Here is a 13,177-nt window from a genome sequence, read left to right on the forward strand (position 1 = left end):
TATCACCGCTCTCCCTTAGAAAGTCCATGCAGTGCATCAATCTGATCCTGTTTCCCAATTGATATTAAAGTGTCACCTGGTGCAATCCTAGTATCGATTTCTGGTATAGCAACCGTTTCATCCCCTTGGACAATCCCAATAACCGTTGCACCCGTCTTATTCCGAATATCGGATTCTTCAATAGACAGATTAGCAATCGGAGAATTTGGTTTCACCTCAATATAATCTACCACAACTTGTTTTCTAAACATTTTCAGCTTATCTACATCGACAGGTTGATACGTAGCACCGAGAAGCTGTGCACCTAGTTCTCTTGTTTCGTCTGGTGTTAGATCCATTGCGAAATCCGCTTCATCATTATCCGCATCATTAAAAAAGTATAATTCTCTCTTTCCGGTGTGGTGGACAATAACAACTAGCATGCTGTCTTCTGCCGTTTTCAAGCAAATCTTTTGTCCGATACCTGGTAGCTGAGATACTGAAATTTTCACCGTAAAACACCTCTCTTAAGCCATATATTAAATCCAGTAATCACTAAAAAATCACTGTAAAAAAAGCTAGAGAAAAGTCTCTAGCTTTTATTTACTGTACGTCATTATTCACCTAGGTGTTCTTTAATTACTTCTTCAATACCTTGTAGCGCTTGTTCTTCGTCGCTACCGTCAGCTGTAATCTTAATTTGAGCTCCCTTTGGTACACCAAGGGACATAACACCCATAATGGATTTTAAATTTACTGTTTTACCATTGTAGTGCATTTCAACCTCTGACTCAAACTGTCCTGCTTTATTTACAAGAAGTGTTGCTGGTCTTGCGTGTACGCCAGTATCATCTGTAATTGTAAATGTTTTTTCTTTCATATTCTTTCCATCCTTTCCTAACCTTAACCATAATTTTCACACTAAGGAATCTGAAACCCTTGCATGTATTATATTTATTATATACGAATTCCTTTAGATTAGAAACATAAAAACATCGTTCTAGTTGAGGATTTGTGAAAAATGTCGTATCTATTCATGAATAAGGCCTTGTTTGAGAAATTTTATCCGTTATGATACCTTTAACTAGTACATTATTCAAACTAGGAGGCCTATCAATGAGCGTACATATTGGTGCTAATAAAGGAGATATTGCAGATAAAATTTTACTACCAGGAGATCCACTTCGTGCAAAATATATTGCCGAAACTTTCCTTGATGACGTCGTGTGTTATAACGAGGTACGCGGCATGTACGGATATACTGGTACATACAAAGGAGAAAGAATTTCCGTTCAAGGAACTGGAATGGGAGTACCCTCTATTTCGATTTATGTAAACGAACTGATTCAAAGCTATGATGTTCAAAAGTTGATTCGTGTTGGAACTTGTGGAGCTCTACAAAAAGACGTAAAAGTTCGTGACGTAATTCTTGCATCCACTTCTTCTTCGGATTCTCAAATGAACCGGATGACCTTTGGTGGAATTGACTTTGCCCCAACAGCGGACTTTGAATTATTGAAAAACGCTAATGATGCAGGAATAGAAAAAGGGTTGAAAATGCGTGTTGGAAACGTCTTTACAAGTGACAGTTTTTACCGTGATAACGGAAAAGAATTGTTCGAGCTACTTGCAAGCTACAATGTATTAGCAGTAGAAATGGAAACAACCGCGCTTTATACGCTGGCAGCAAAATACGATAGACAAGCTCTATCTGTTCTAACGGTTTCGGACCATATCATTACTGGAGAAGAAACTACTGCCGAAGAGAGACAAACTACTTTTAACGATATGATTGTAGTAGCTTTAGATGCTGCGATTAAGTAAAAATTAGGTTTAAAAAGATCGTGGATTATGACCACGATCTTTTTATTGTTTACCAGGACATTTTTAAATTGGCTTAGTGAGGATAACATGCAACAACATCCAGTTTAGTTACGCGGGTGCTGTTGTTTTTTCTTAGAAGTCCACTCAAAACTCGTCATCCATAATCCTTTCTCTACTTCAAATTCCTCATCTTTCTTAAATCCTAATTTTTCATAAAGCTGAATGGCTGGTACATTTTTGGAACCGGTTTGAACCGTAATTCGCATTGTTGGGTATTTCTCTACTACATGTTGAACTAGTCCTCTTCCAATCCCTTTACGAAAATGGTCTGGATGGACAACTACTCGGCAAATACTCACTTCTTCCCCAATTTCATAAGACATGACGCCTGCTAATGCGCCTTCTACAACATATCCAATGAAGGTTTCGTTTGATGCTTGAATCGACTCGATTGTTTCGTTTAATGGAGGGAATGACGTTACCCCTAACCACTCTGCTTCTATTTGATAAGATGGGATTTGAATGTTGTAGATTTGTTTTGCTACAAGTACATCTTTAGGATTTATTGGAATAATCAAGGCCGTTTCTCTCTTTCCATATAGATTTTCTCTATTATACTCCTAAAAATTCTTCATTACATAGAGTAAATCTAAAGACCACCCATCCCCTTTTATTTGTTAACCTATAAATAAAATGGTTGACAAATTTACCTATCTCTTCTATTATCATTCCGTGAGAGGAGATTAGATATGAAAAAATTCAATGCTGTTGATATTTCGATAGGAGCCATTTTTGTTGCTTTAATGGCAATCGGAGCAAACATTGCGGTCTGGTTCCCATTTTTAGCTATCCCTATTGCTGGAAAATCAGTACCGTTATCGCTTCAAACTTTTTTTGCTATTCTAGCCGGACTTTTACTTGGAAAAAGACTAGGTTCTTTCTCTATGCTCGTTTACCTTTTGATTGGGCTAGCAGGTGTACCTGTATTTGCTCAAATGAAGGCAGGACTTTTTATTTTATTAGATTACACAGGTGGCTTTCTTATTTCGTTCATATTTGTAGCATGGGCTAGCGGTTGGATAGTGGAACGAATGAAAAAAGCGACATTATATACATATTCCGTTGCTGCTATTGTAGGTGTAGCGGTCAATTATGGGATAGGCGTTACCTATATGTGCTTAGCAATGAACACATGGTTGGAATTAAGTATAGGCTATGGGGCTGCTTGGACAGCAATGGTCCCATTCCTAATAAAGGATTTCATTATTGCGATAGTTGCCGCTGTGATTATGGTAAGAATAGCAAGTCGACTGCCAAAGCTTGCTTAAGTTCATTAAATTATTTTAACATCCCCATTTTTCATACAATTGTATGTTATTCTGAGTTTAGATTAGGGTACACTACAACCATCAACACGTGTGAGAAAGGGATGAATGGAATCGATGGAGTTGTTTTCGAACACGCCACTTTGGGCTGCATTGTCCGCCATCGTGTTTGCGCAAGTCGTCAAGATACCGATTCAATTCGTAGCTACTAGAGAATTCAAGCCTGGACTTGCCTTTAGTACAGGTGGAATGCCTAGTAGCCACTCCGCAGCAGTTGCTGCCTTAACAACAAGCATTGGAATCAGTCAAGGATTTGGATCCCCAATATTTGCGGTATCTTGTATTTTTAGTATCATCATCATGTTTGATGCATCAGGAGTCCGTAGACACGCAGGAGAACAAGCCATCGTTTTAAATCGTTTAGTAAAAGATTTTCAGTATTTCGTGGAAGAAGCGAAAGTTTGGTCTGAAAAAGAAGACTACGAGAAACGAAAAGAATTAAAAGAATTGCTTGGGCACCAGCCCATTGAAGTCTTCTTCGGCGGTATTTCCGGTATTATAATTGCTTATCTTTTTTACCAGATTTAATGTTGTACGACAAAAAGGGCTATTCCCGTTTGTGGAATAGCCCTTTTTTTACCGATTGTGGTTGTCCCGAAACGCTTGAAGTGCTTCTGTTTCATTTAATTGGGTCAGTTCTGATTCTGATAAGGAACCGTCCCCTTTTTTCACAAGATATACTTCAACCTGTTGCTTTCCCCACTCTTGATACACGGCGTCTACGGTTGGATAATACAAGTCAATTTTATTTCCTTGTATTGCACCACCCTTATCGGCAACTACTCCGTAACCGTAACCAGGAATAAATAATATCGTGCCAATCGGATATACATTTAAATCTGCTGCAATTGTAGAATATAAATCTCGTTTTACCTTTACACCAGAATAAGTGATTCCATATTCCGGATGATCTGGTGTCTTCCCTGTTGACTCATATCCTGCCGTATATCCTGTTGCTGTTACGACATCACTAGGATACTTCTCAAAATTAAAAGCTTCCTGTATCGTTTCTGGACCTTTCACTTGTTCACTTGAAATATATCTTGTGGTAGCTTTTTCGTGATTGAAAGATTTCAAGGATAAAGCTACTTCCTTATGCGAACGTTCCTGCATAAGAGATTCCGTTTGAACTTGTCCCATTTTTAAGTCTACTGCATGTACATTCGTAACAGTAGCGAAAGTCGAGTAGGATGCGCCAAGAAAAAGGATGGTCATCATCACTCTTCTTCCAATATTTCGTATTTTCATGTTCGGATAACACCTCTCTGAGTGTCATCCTACCCTCTTTGCTACCTTTCTATACCTATAATCATTAAGTTCTAATGTTCGGAAAAATCAAAACATTTGATATCCTTGTTTTCTTAACCAACGTATGACAAATCCGGCTACAATTGTACCTACAAAACCAGCTGATAAAATAGTGATATCCACTGGTGTCAAAATAGTAATTCGGTGCCATAATGTTGAGAAAGCTTTCCCTGTGTCCAAAAAGTATGTAGAAAACGGAAAATCATCTACAATAAAACAAACAACGATTGGGTAAACAAAAGACATTACCCAGGTTGATCGCAGTAACATATTTAAAATAAAACCTATTCCAAAAAATAAAACAAAAAACAATAAGATAGAAACGATAAATTGTATCAAATCTTTGTTCCCCCTCGAAAATCCATCCTCCCAATTTTATTATGAATGGGCGGATAAGACAAGTTATCCTCTACTGATTAGAACAAAAAAAGCAAGGATGAGTATCCTTGCTTTTCCCTATCACTTAAAAGATATTGAATTTACCTTTTTTAAGAACGAGACCTACACCGCCGATTTTGAAAAGGGCACGGTTATCGATCATTTTCTTCATAAAGGAAGCCGTCCAACCGAAGATTTTTTTGTCTCCGAATATAACACCAATTGCATCACTATCCCCAAGTGAAGCTACTGTACCTCTGTTAAGAAATTCGAATGATTCCAACTCATCTTTACCGTGTACAAGTGCCACTAAATTGTGAGCAATGGTTTCTGCTTCTTGCATGGCAATTTGTGCTGTTGGAGGATATGGTCTTCCTGTTTCCTCGTTCATAATAAGTGCGCAATCTCCAACAACAAATACGTCTGGGTGAGATGGGGCACGCATATCAGGTTGAACTTGTACTTTACCACGGTTATGTTCTAATCCAGAAGTCTCTACTAAAGAGTTAGCACGAACTCCGGCAGCCCATACTGTAGTTAGAGTAGGAAGCTCTTCTTGTTTCTCATCTTTTTCAAATGTAATTCCATCGGCTCTACATTCTTTTAATAGCGCACCTGTTTTAAATTCAACACCACGTGCTTCTAAAGAATTCATTGCATATTCAATAAGCTGTGGATCGAAGCCAGGAAGAATCGTTGGAGCACCTTCTACTACAATCATACGTACATCTTTAGGGTCAATATCATATTCTTTACAAAGCTCTGGTACACGGTTTGCAAGTTCTCCAGCGAACTCAATACCAGTAAACCCGCCCCCACCGATAACGATGTTCAAACGCTCTGGACGCTTTTCTTTTTCATTGTTGTACATCGCAAAATTATATTCAATATGCTGTTTAATTAATCGTGCAGAGTTAATACTGTTAATCGTAAATGCATTTTCAATGAGTCCTGGAATTCCAAATGTAGCGGCTTCAAATCCTAAACCTACTACTAAGTAATCATAGTCTAACTCACCATTTTTCAAGATAACCTTTTTGTCATCTGGTTTAAGCTCTACTACCGTGTCTTGAATAAATTCGATTTTGTTCGTGTCGACTACATCTTTAATCGGAATTCTTGTCCGGTCATGATGTAGTGTACCTGCTGCATTTTCGTGCAACCAAGTCGTTTCATAGTGGTAATCATGCTTGTTTACAAGCGTGATGTGAGCATCATTTCTGCTCAATTTTTTTTGAAGCTTGATAGCAGTCATTATCCCGCCATATCCAGCCCCAAGAATCAAAATCTTAGGTTTGTTCATCCGTATCACTTCCATCTGTATTTTTTCGTATTAGGAATACGTGATATATTTCACGTATAAGTATATACTATCTTGTGAAATATGTCACATTTTCGTAATATTTACCCTAATTTTCATCTTATTCCTTTTTAATAGCATTTTCAACCCTGAAGCAATTATTCTGATTATTCGCTTTTTCCTTGTTTTAACTTCTTATTCTACTCATTTTAATACGTAAGCATCTTTATATATTTCTTAGAAACATATGTTAAAATACTAAATGGAACAAGTGATTTCCTTTTAAAGGGAAGCAAATGATTTAGGAGGATTACGATGAAGGATCAAATATATGATGTGACCATTATCGGTGCTGGGCCTGTTGGGTTATTCACAGCATTTTACGGTGGATTACGTCAAGCAAGTGTTAAAATTATTGAAAGTCTACCGCACATCGGAGGTCAGCTTTCTGCCCTATACCCAGAGAAATACATATATGATGTAGCTGGTTTTCCAAAGATTCGAGCACAAGAGTTAGTCGACAATCTCAAGGAACAAACTTCCTTGTTTGACCCTACTATTGTACTCAACGAAGCAGTTGAAACGGTGGAACGTTTAGAAGATGATTCCTTTAAACTAACCACAAATGCTGGTATTCACTATACAAAAACTATCATTATTACGGCTGGGAATGGAGCATTTCAACCGAGAAAGCTAACCATTCCAGGTGCAGAGAATTATGAGGGTAAAAATCTACATTATTTTGTAGAAAATATGGAAAAATACCGAGATCAAAAAGTAATGTTGTTCGGTGGAGGAGATTCTGCGGTGGATTGGGCACTCATGTTAGAACCGATTGCCAAAGAAGTGATTCTTGTACACCGTCGTAACGAGTTCCGCGCACACGAATCCAGTGTTGACCAATTGGTGAATTCGAATGTGAACATTATGACTCCATTCGTTCCAGAAGAAATCATCGGTGGTGACCTTGTGGAACAAGTGAAGCTAAAAGAGGTAAAAGGGGAACGGGAAGAGCTCATTGATGTGGATTCCGTATTAGTGAACTACGGATTTATTTCCTCCCTCGGCCCAATCAAACAATGGGATCTAGAAATTGATAAAAACAGTATTCTGGTAAATTCGAAAATGGAGACCAATATAAAAGGCATTTATGCTGCTGGTGATATTTGCACATATCCTGGAAAAGTTAATTTAATTGCTTCCGGATTCGGTGAAGGACCAACTGCAATTAATAATGCAAAAAACTACATTGATCCAGATGCAAGAGTTCAACCAAAGCACTCTACTAGCATGTTCTAAAATAGATGATGATAGTGGCCGGGAAAAATCGTTTCAATCATAATAAAATCCGAACTGATTCGAAAATCTTTATTAGAATTCGAATCAGTTCGGATTTTTCTTTAATGGTGCGTTTGTAATATTGTTGCCAATAATATATAGACTGCGACGTGACTCTAATTGAAAATTTATTGAAAGAATGAAAAGTGAAGCTTGATGCCACGCTTCGGCAGAACACTCCGCTTTCCACGGGCACGGCCTCAATCTCCTGATATGAACGAAACTGTCAACCTCTCGCTGTTAGGTTTGTTTTTTGGCATCTTTAAGAAGAGAAGCTATTTTTGGCTTCTTTCGATTATTGTTATTTCATTCTGTACTTCTAGCCATCTGGCTAGATATACCCTTTCTTTAGCTTGTAAACCACTTCTCGCCGCTTGGAATAGCTGTCAAATGCTCTCGTTGACAGCTATTCCAAGCGGTGAGACACTTAACTAAGCTAAAGATAGGATCGCTGGTTATTCCTCCTTTTTTATTTATTAGAATAGGTGTTAAGAACACGGCACGAAGGCAAAAATCTCTACTGCGGTTAGCATCCTGATATTCGTGGGTTTTCACATTTTATCTTTCCGTATAAAGGCCTTACCACTAACTCAGAACGTGCGTTATTCTGATGAAGAAATGGCACAGAGGAGATTACGTGGGTTATCCTTTCCGGTATTTTTCTTTGCCTTCGAGCCCTATTCTCACCATCTATTTAAAAATCGTCTCCCAAATTGTTATAAAGTGTTATGCCATTTTAGGATCATCTAACTCCCGTGCAACTGCCCATATAAACCCTGCTAATTCTCTTGCCACTGCAGTAATTGCCTTACCACTTTCTTTCCCTCTGGATAAGAGTCGGTAGTACTTTTTATTTAATCGATGTTGAGCTTTCCATGATATAGCTTGTACACTAGCACTTTGTCCTGCTTGTCTTTTTTTCAATTCACCCTTCACAGCTGGTTGATACCGATAGCTCCAAGCCGATTCCACGAGTAAACGGCGAACATGCCTATTTCCCATTTTTGTTATATCACCCTGGCGTCTACTTTCACCACTTGATTGTTCACTTGGAGTAAGCCCAACGTAAGCCATAAAGTGTTTAGCGGATACAAATCTTTGAAAGGATCCAATTTCTGCAACTAAACTAGTAGCTGTAATTACAGCTACTCCCCTTAATGCCTGGAGCGCTTGTATCATTGGGGCATGCACACCTTCGGTTGCTTGGAATTTTATTTCTTCTTCATATCTCTTTATTCTTTCTTCCAACTCTTTTAATTGATGATAATATTCCTGAAAGACAATCTGTGTGGAAGACCGATCAAACTTGAGGGAATGAAGCCATTCCCGATATCTATAGGTCCACTTTCTTATTCCTTTGGGAGGATGAATGTTGTACCGTAACAAGAACTTGGTCAACCTATGTTTTGCCCTTAGTTCGTCTTCCTTTGCATCTTCCCTAGCTCGGACTAAATCTCGAAGTGCTTCATCCTCTTCAGTTGGTACATAAATAGAGGTTAATTCACCAGCTCGGAAGAGTTGCGCAAGCCTCATCGAATCTCTTCTGTCTGTTTTAACTCTCTCACCCGGTCTTTTTGGAATTAAAGATGGCGCAATGACATCACATTCAATTCCAAGAGTAAGAAAGAATCTATATAGTTTGTAGCCTGTTGGTCCAGCTTCATAACATACTCGAAGAGATTGTGGATCTCCTATTTTCTTTACAACCTTTTTGATGTTTTCGTAGTTATGAGGAATTTCTCCCCAATATCTTGGTTTCTCTCGACCTTCCTCAGCAATAGAAATTGAAATTCTTTCCTTGTGGACGTCTAATCCAACGTATTTTATGGTATCCTTCATAGTACTAGCTCCTTTTCGTATTATAGCTCTGATTTGGTTTGATTTTACTTAGTAGACATTCTAGCCAAATTAACCTACGTTATTACGAATAAGGAGCTAGTTTCGTTCATGATAACTCAGAAGAAACCCACTTCCTGCGGGGCTTTCACCTCGTGCTGTTCTCGTAGGAGTCTCCGTATTCTACCTACGCTAAGTTACTACTTTCTAATTTGGTAAACTTTGTAGCCGGAAGCAGCTAATTAATTCTCAAATAATTGGAAACCCTATTCAAAAATTATAATTCTGATAACTATGAAAAGCTATCTTAATAAGATTTCACTTACTTATAATATTATTAAAAGTTACTTTATACTTCGGAACTTAATTTGTCAGCTACTTATGGCATGTTGATTGGAGTGGAGGGTAATCGACTCCTGCGGGAACAGCACGAGTTGAAGACCCCGAAAGATGCACCTGCGTCTTCTAGTAACGCTTAGAAGTAAGCTTCCTCGGTGCAAGGCAGCAAGGATGATTATTCTATGTAGTAGCCTGGCTGAGGCCGTGCCCGCGGAAAGCGATTACCCGCAACGGAAATCAGCATCGTACACACACCCGAGCAGTCACTAAACCGTTGGTTTTGTAGTACCTTTTAATATTTCTTTATGTCGAATTTCTATCAACTATGAAGGAAGATCCAATCATAAAAATTAACATTCTAAGCCTGTTATTCCTGTAATCATTTCGCCTTTTGAGTGATGTTATAGTTCTGTCCCAGCCCCATTTCTTGGATTTTTCATAGAATCAATCAATTTGTGGGAAAGTAAGGCGACACGAAATGAAGGAGGAACAAGTAGACATGGAGAATGTCTTTAAGGATGCAATTATTCCTTTAGCAAGCCTAATGAATGGACAACGCCAGGATATTTCAGAACATGTATATGGATTACAAGTACAAATCGTCAACGTGTATTTTGTGCGAAATAGAAATACCGACGATTGGGTTCTAATCGATGCTGGAATGCCCAGATCTGACCGTGCCATTATTAAACATGCTGCGGAAATTTTTGGACCGAACCATAGTCCTAAAGCTATTATTTTAACGCATGGCCATTTTGACCACGTTGGATCAATTACGGATCTTATTACGTACTGGGATGTACCTGTCTATGCTCATGAACAAGAATTGGACTACTTGACTGGAAAAGCATCTTACCCAAAAGGGGATGCTGAGGTAGAAGGCGGATTAGTCTCTAGTTTATCACCGTTATTCCCGAATCACGGGATAAATTTAGACAATCATGTCCACCCTTTACCCGATGATCATAGCGTCCCTTTTCTAGATGACTGGGAGTGGATAGCTACCCCAGGTCATACAGATGGACATATTTCGCTGTTTCGTGAACTCGATCGCACGATAATTGTAGGAGATGCCTTTTGCACGGTAAAACAGGAATCTCTATACAATGTGATTACACAAAAACATGAAATAAGTGGTCCACCCAAATACTTTACAACAGATTGGGAAAAAGCGGAGAAATCCGTGCAAAAGTTACGAGAACTTGAGCCACATTTCGCCTGTCCTGGTCACGGATTACCTATTCATGGCGAGAAGCTAACCGCTGATTTACAGCATCTTACTGCACATTTTGAAAAAATCGCGAAGCCTGAGCACGGAAAATTTGTGGACTAAAAAAAGCGCAGCATTCACGCTGCGCTTTCGCTATTAACATTCCTCCGGTGTACCTTCTCGTTCTTTCGCTTTGAAAGACGACCCACATCCACACGAAACGATGGCATTTGGATTATCAATCGTGAATCCGCCACCCATCATGTTTTGTTTAAAATCGATGGTTGTTCCTTCAATGATGGGAATATCCTGTTTCGTAATGATTACAGGTATTTCATTAATTTCTTCTATTTGTTCAAGCTCATCATTCACTTCATAGTCAAAGCCTAATGCATAGGATAGACCACTACAACCTCCGCCTTTTACACCAAAACGAAGGCGTACTGTTTCCGCATCTTCTTCCTTCATCATCTCATTAATTTGATGCTTCGCGCTATCTGTTATATTTAGAACCATTGAAAGTCCCCCTATCATGTTACTACTTCTTAGTATACCTAGCTTTTACTATCTCATCAACTTTTCTGATTCCATTGGAACCTACCTGTAGCAACTGTTTCTGCTTTACCTCTCATCCATACGTGGTCATCGTCGCCCCACGTGATGAACAAATCTCCTCCACTTAAATGGACACACACTTCTTTTCCTTTTTCCGAAAACCCATTTAACACAGAAGCAACACCAGCCGCACAAGCACCTGTTCCACACGCTTGTGTAATACCAGAGCCTCTTTCCCAAACACGGAAATGCACTTCTTTATCGGAAACAACTTGAACAAATTCTACATTAACTCCCTCTGGAAAACGCTCATCCTTTGTAATTGTAGGACCTAATGTCTGCAAAGGAGCTTTTTCTATATCTTCTACATAAAAAATGGCATGCGGATTTCCCATCGATACAGCCGTAACTTCTAATTCCTGTTCTGAAACAACAAATGGCTCTGCAATAATTTGCTCTACATCCGCACCGACCATCGGTATTTCTTTTCTTCGCAAATGAGGAATCCCCATATCTACAGTAACCTCTTCAACAACATTTCCGGATTCGTGAACATGAGCTGTCACGTTCCCTGATAACGTTTCAATTGTAAATGTGGTCTCAGAAACTAAATGATGCTCATATGCATACTTTGCAACACACCGAAGACCATTTCCGCAATTTTTTCCTTCTGACCCATCTTTATTAAAAATACGCATCGACACTTCCGCTTGTTCACTCGGCCCGATTAAAATTAATCCATCTGAACCGATTCCGGTATTCACATTAGAAATGTACCGAGCGATGGCAGGTAGTTGATCTTCTTTTAACGTAGTTTGGTATAAGTCTACATAAATATAGCTATTTCCTAAACCGTGCATCTTTGTAAATGGGATGTTCATTATAGTCATCATTCCTATTCTTCTTTTTGTATAGAAAACGCCACAGCACTACGTCCAGTCACGCAGTCACTATGGCGTATATATTAAAATAGGGGATTCTCCTCTAAATATTCATACACTTTTTCAACTAACTCTTCTGGACTGTCTGCCGTTACAGGTTCCCCATTTACAATAGCAAACAGACTCATCGAACAAATTCCACAAAAGCTTGTACAGCCATATTCGATTACATCTAAATCTGGATCTTTTTCCAGTTCTTCCATCGCCTTTTGAGATCCACTTGCTAAATTATTCACACAAAACTCAATAATCGGATTCATCATCGTTCACCTCTGATTGTTAAGATGAATCCCCCACTATCAAGATATCCTATCATCTTCTTCACAATAAAACAATGATTACGTTTAACCTATTATAATTCGCTTATACCAATATCCTCAAGCGCTCGATAAATCGTTTTGATTTGTGGAATTCCATCCGCAACAATTTTATTATTTACGAGAACAACTGGATAAAACAATTCATCCTCTTCGACCTGATCCCTTATACTTTTATGTAATTCCGTTTTTGGTGGATCAAAAATGTCCACATATTCATACTTTACATCTGCTTGTTCATATTTTCTTGAAATCGCAGCTTGTAGCCATTCATACGTATCAATAGAACTAGGAGCGTTCACACAACTGGCACATATCTGGTTCGCGCCATATACACTTACTAAAACAGATTTATTCGGATTCATTTATCTCTGCCCCCATTCGCCTTCGCTATTTTCTATTTTACAAAAAACTTAATAAAAGATAAAATAAAATCGTACAATATGTAAAAATAATCTTAATAAGAG

General features: G+C 38.5%; 16 protein-coding genes. 5 read left to right on the forward strand and 11 right to left on the reverse strand.

Translation table 11 applies throughout. From position 1 onward, the window contains the following. Positions 1-2: 2 nt before the first annotated feature. Together KO561_RS13455 and KO561_RS13460 are read right to left on the reverse strand one after the other, a co-directional pair. A complete protein-coding gene (locus KO561_RS13455; RefSeq protein WP_231093794.1) occupies positions 3-491 on the reverse strand; it encodes a cation:proton antiporter regulatory subunit in 489 nt (162 codons plus the stop codon). A 104-nt stretch (positions 492-595) separates the two neighbouring features. Then, positions 596-859, reverse strand: coding sequence for a phosphocarrier protein HPr (locus KO561_RS13460; RefSeq protein ID WP_143895032.1), 264 nt, complete (start codon positions 857-859; stop codon positions 596-598). Positions 860-1,095: 236 nt separating this feature from the next. On the opposite strand from KO561_RS13460, the gene deoD reads away from it, so the two are divergent. Next, positions 1,096-1,803, forward strand: a complete 708-nt coding sequence (gene deoD, locus KO561_RS13465) for a purine-nucleoside phosphorylase (RefSeq protein WP_231093795.1) — start codon at positions 1,096-1,098, stop codon at positions 1,801-1,803. Positions 1,804-1,907: 104 nt separating this feature from the next. On the opposite strand, the gene KO561_RS13470 is transcribed toward deoD, so the two are convergent. After that, positions 1,908-2,381 carry a GNAT family N-acetyltransferase gene (locus tag KO561_RS13470; protein ID WP_231093796.1) on the reverse strand — a complete coding sequence of 158 codons (474 nt, stop codon included), beginning with the start codon at positions 2,379-2,381 and terminating at the stop codon, positions 1,908-1,910. A gap of 171 nt (positions 2,382-2,552) precedes the next feature. Between KO561_RS13470 and KO561_RS13475 the strand changes: the two genes are divergently transcribed. Together KO561_RS13475 and KO561_RS13480 are read left to right on the forward strand one after the other, a co-directional pair. Continuing rightward, on the forward strand, positions 2,553-3,131 hold the full coding sequence (locus tag KO561_RS13475) for a biotin transporter BioY (RefSeq protein WP_231093797.1): 579 nt from the start codon (positions 2,553-2,555) through the stop codon (positions 3,129-3,131). A gap of 114 nt (positions 3,132-3,245) precedes the next feature. Further along, on the forward strand, positions 3,246-3,716 hold the full coding sequence (locus KO561_RS13480; RefSeq protein ID WP_231093798.1) for a divergent PAP2 family protein: 471 nt from the start codon (positions 3,246-3,248) through the stop codon (positions 3,714-3,716). Positions 3,717-3,764: 48 nt separating this feature from the next. On the opposite strand, the gene KO561_RS13485 is transcribed toward KO561_RS13480, so the two are convergent. The 3 genes from KO561_RS13485 to KO561_RS13495 form a co-directional block, all read right to left on the reverse strand. Then, positions 3,765-4,436: a 3D domain-containing protein gene (locus KO561_RS13485; RefSeq protein ID WP_231093799.1), complete on the reverse strand. Its 672-nt coding sequence runs from the start codon at positions 4,434-4,436 to the stop codon at positions 3,765-3,767. 87 nt (positions 4,437-4,523) lie between these two features. Next, positions 4,524-4,835, reverse strand: coding sequence for a YuiB family protein (locus KO561_RS13490; protein WP_231093800.1), 312 nt, complete (start codon positions 4,833-4,835; stop codon positions 4,524-4,526). Positions 4,836-4,959: 124 nt separating this feature from the next. After that, on the reverse strand, positions 4,960-6,177 hold the full coding sequence (locus tag KO561_RS13495) for an NAD(P)/FAD-dependent oxidoreductase (protein ID WP_231093801.1): 1,218 nt from the start codon (positions 6,175-6,177) through the stop codon (positions 4,960-4,962). 312 nt (positions 6,178-6,489) lie between these two features. Between KO561_RS13495 and KO561_RS13500 the strand changes: the two genes are divergently transcribed. Further along, on the forward strand, positions 6,490-7,473 hold the full coding sequence (locus KO561_RS13500) for an NAD(P)/FAD-dependent oxidoreductase (protein ID WP_231093802.1): 984 nt from the start codon (positions 6,490-6,492) through the stop codon (positions 7,471-7,473). 765 nt (positions 7,474-8,238) lie between these two features. Here KO561_RS13500 and KO561_RS13505 read toward each other — a convergent pair. Continuing rightward, positions 8,239-9,351 (reverse strand): IS110 family RNA-guided transposase, encoded by a 1,113-nt coding sequence (locus KO561_RS13505; protein WP_231093803.1) that lies wholly within the window; start codon positions 9,349-9,351, stop codon positions 8,239-8,241. A gap of 835 nt (positions 9,352-10,186) precedes the next feature. On the opposite strand from KO561_RS13505, the gene KO561_RS13510 reads away from it, so the two are divergent. Next, positions 10,187-11,020, forward strand: coding sequence for an MBL fold metallo-hydrolase (locus KO561_RS13510; protein WP_408004817.1), 834 nt, complete (start codon positions 10,187-10,189; stop codon positions 11,018-11,020). Between the two features lie 33 nt (positions 11,021-11,053). Here KO561_RS13510 and KO561_RS13515 read toward each other — a convergent pair whose 3' ends face one another. The 4 genes from KO561_RS13515 to KO561_RS13530 all read right to left on the reverse strand — a co-directional run bounded on the left by KO561_RS13515 (position 11,054) and on the right by KO561_RS13530 (position 13,075). Continuing rightward, complete coding sequence (locus KO561_RS13515; protein WP_231093804.1) at positions 11,054-11,413, reverse strand: HesB/IscA family protein; 360 nt, start codon at positions 11,411-11,413, stop codon at positions 11,054-11,056. 56 nt (positions 11,414-11,469) lie between these two features. After that, positions 11,470-12,336, reverse strand: coding sequence for a diaminopimelate epimerase (gene dapF / locus KO561_RS13520; RefSeq protein ID WP_231097157.1), 867 nt, complete (start codon positions 12,334-12,336; stop codon positions 11,470-11,472). A gap of 80 nt (positions 12,337-12,416) precedes the next feature. Then, positions 12,417-12,656, reverse strand: a complete 240-nt coding sequence (locus tag KO561_RS13525; RefSeq protein WP_143897214.1) for a YuzB family protein — start codon at positions 12,654-12,656, stop codon at positions 12,417-12,419. An 89-nt stretch (positions 12,657-12,745) separates the two neighbouring features. Further along, positions 12,746-13,075, reverse strand: a complete 330-nt coding sequence (locus KO561_RS13530; protein WP_231093805.1) for a YuzD family protein — start codon at positions 13,073-13,075, stop codon at positions 12,746-12,748. Positions 13,076-13,177: the final 102 nt, after the last annotated feature.

The organism is Radiobacillus kanasensis (genome assembly GCF_021049245.1).
Lineage (GTDB): Bacteria > Bacillota > Bacilli > Bacillales > Amphibacillaceae > Radiobacillus > Radiobacillus kanasensis.

Coding starts and splice junctions, on each gene's coding strand:
- KO561_RS13460 (WP_143895032.1), bottom strand. CDS start 859: ATGAAAGAAAAAACATTTACAATTACAGATGATACTGGCGTACACGCA.
- KO561_RS13485 (WP_231093799.1), bottom strand. CDS start 4,436: ATGAAAATACGAAATATTGGAAGAAGAGTGATGATGACCATCCTTTTT.
- KO561_RS13475 (WP_231093797.1), top strand. CDS start 2,553: ATGAAAAAATTCAATGCTGTTGATATTTCGATAGGAGCCATTTTTGTT.
- KO561_RS13500 (WP_231093802.1), top strand. CDS start 6,490: ATGAAGGATCAAATATATGATGTGACCATTATCGGTGCTGGGCCTGTT.
- KO561_RS13515 (WP_231093804.1), bottom strand. CDS start 11,413: ATGGTTCTAAATATAACAGATAGCGCGAAGCATCAAATTAATGAGATG.
- KO561_RS13530 (WP_231093805.1), bottom strand. CDS start 13,075: ATGAATCCGAATAAATCTGTTTTAGTAAGTGTATATGGCGCGAACCAG.
- KO561_RS13505 (WP_231093803.1), bottom strand. CDS start 9,351: ATGAAGGATACCATAAAATACGTTGGATTAGACGTCCACAAGGAAAGA.
- KO561_RS13495 (WP_231093801.1), bottom strand. CDS start 6,177: ATGAACAAACCTAAGATTTTGATTCTTGGGGCTGGATATGGCGGGATA.
- deoD (WP_231093795.1), top strand. CDS start 1,096: ATGAGCGTACATATTGGTGCTAATAAAGGAGATATTGCAGATAAAATT.
- KO561_RS13510 (WP_408004817.1), top strand. CDS start 10,187: ATGGAGAATGTCTTTAAGGATGCAATTATTCCTTTAGCAAGCCTAATG.
- KO561_RS13525 (WP_143897214.1), bottom strand. CDS start 12,656: ATGATGAATCCGATTATTGAGTTTTGTGTGAATAATTTAGCAAGTGGA.
- KO561_RS13480 (WP_231093798.1), top strand. CDS start 3,246: ATGGAGTTGTTTTCGAACACGCCACTTTGGGCTGCATTGTCCGCCATC.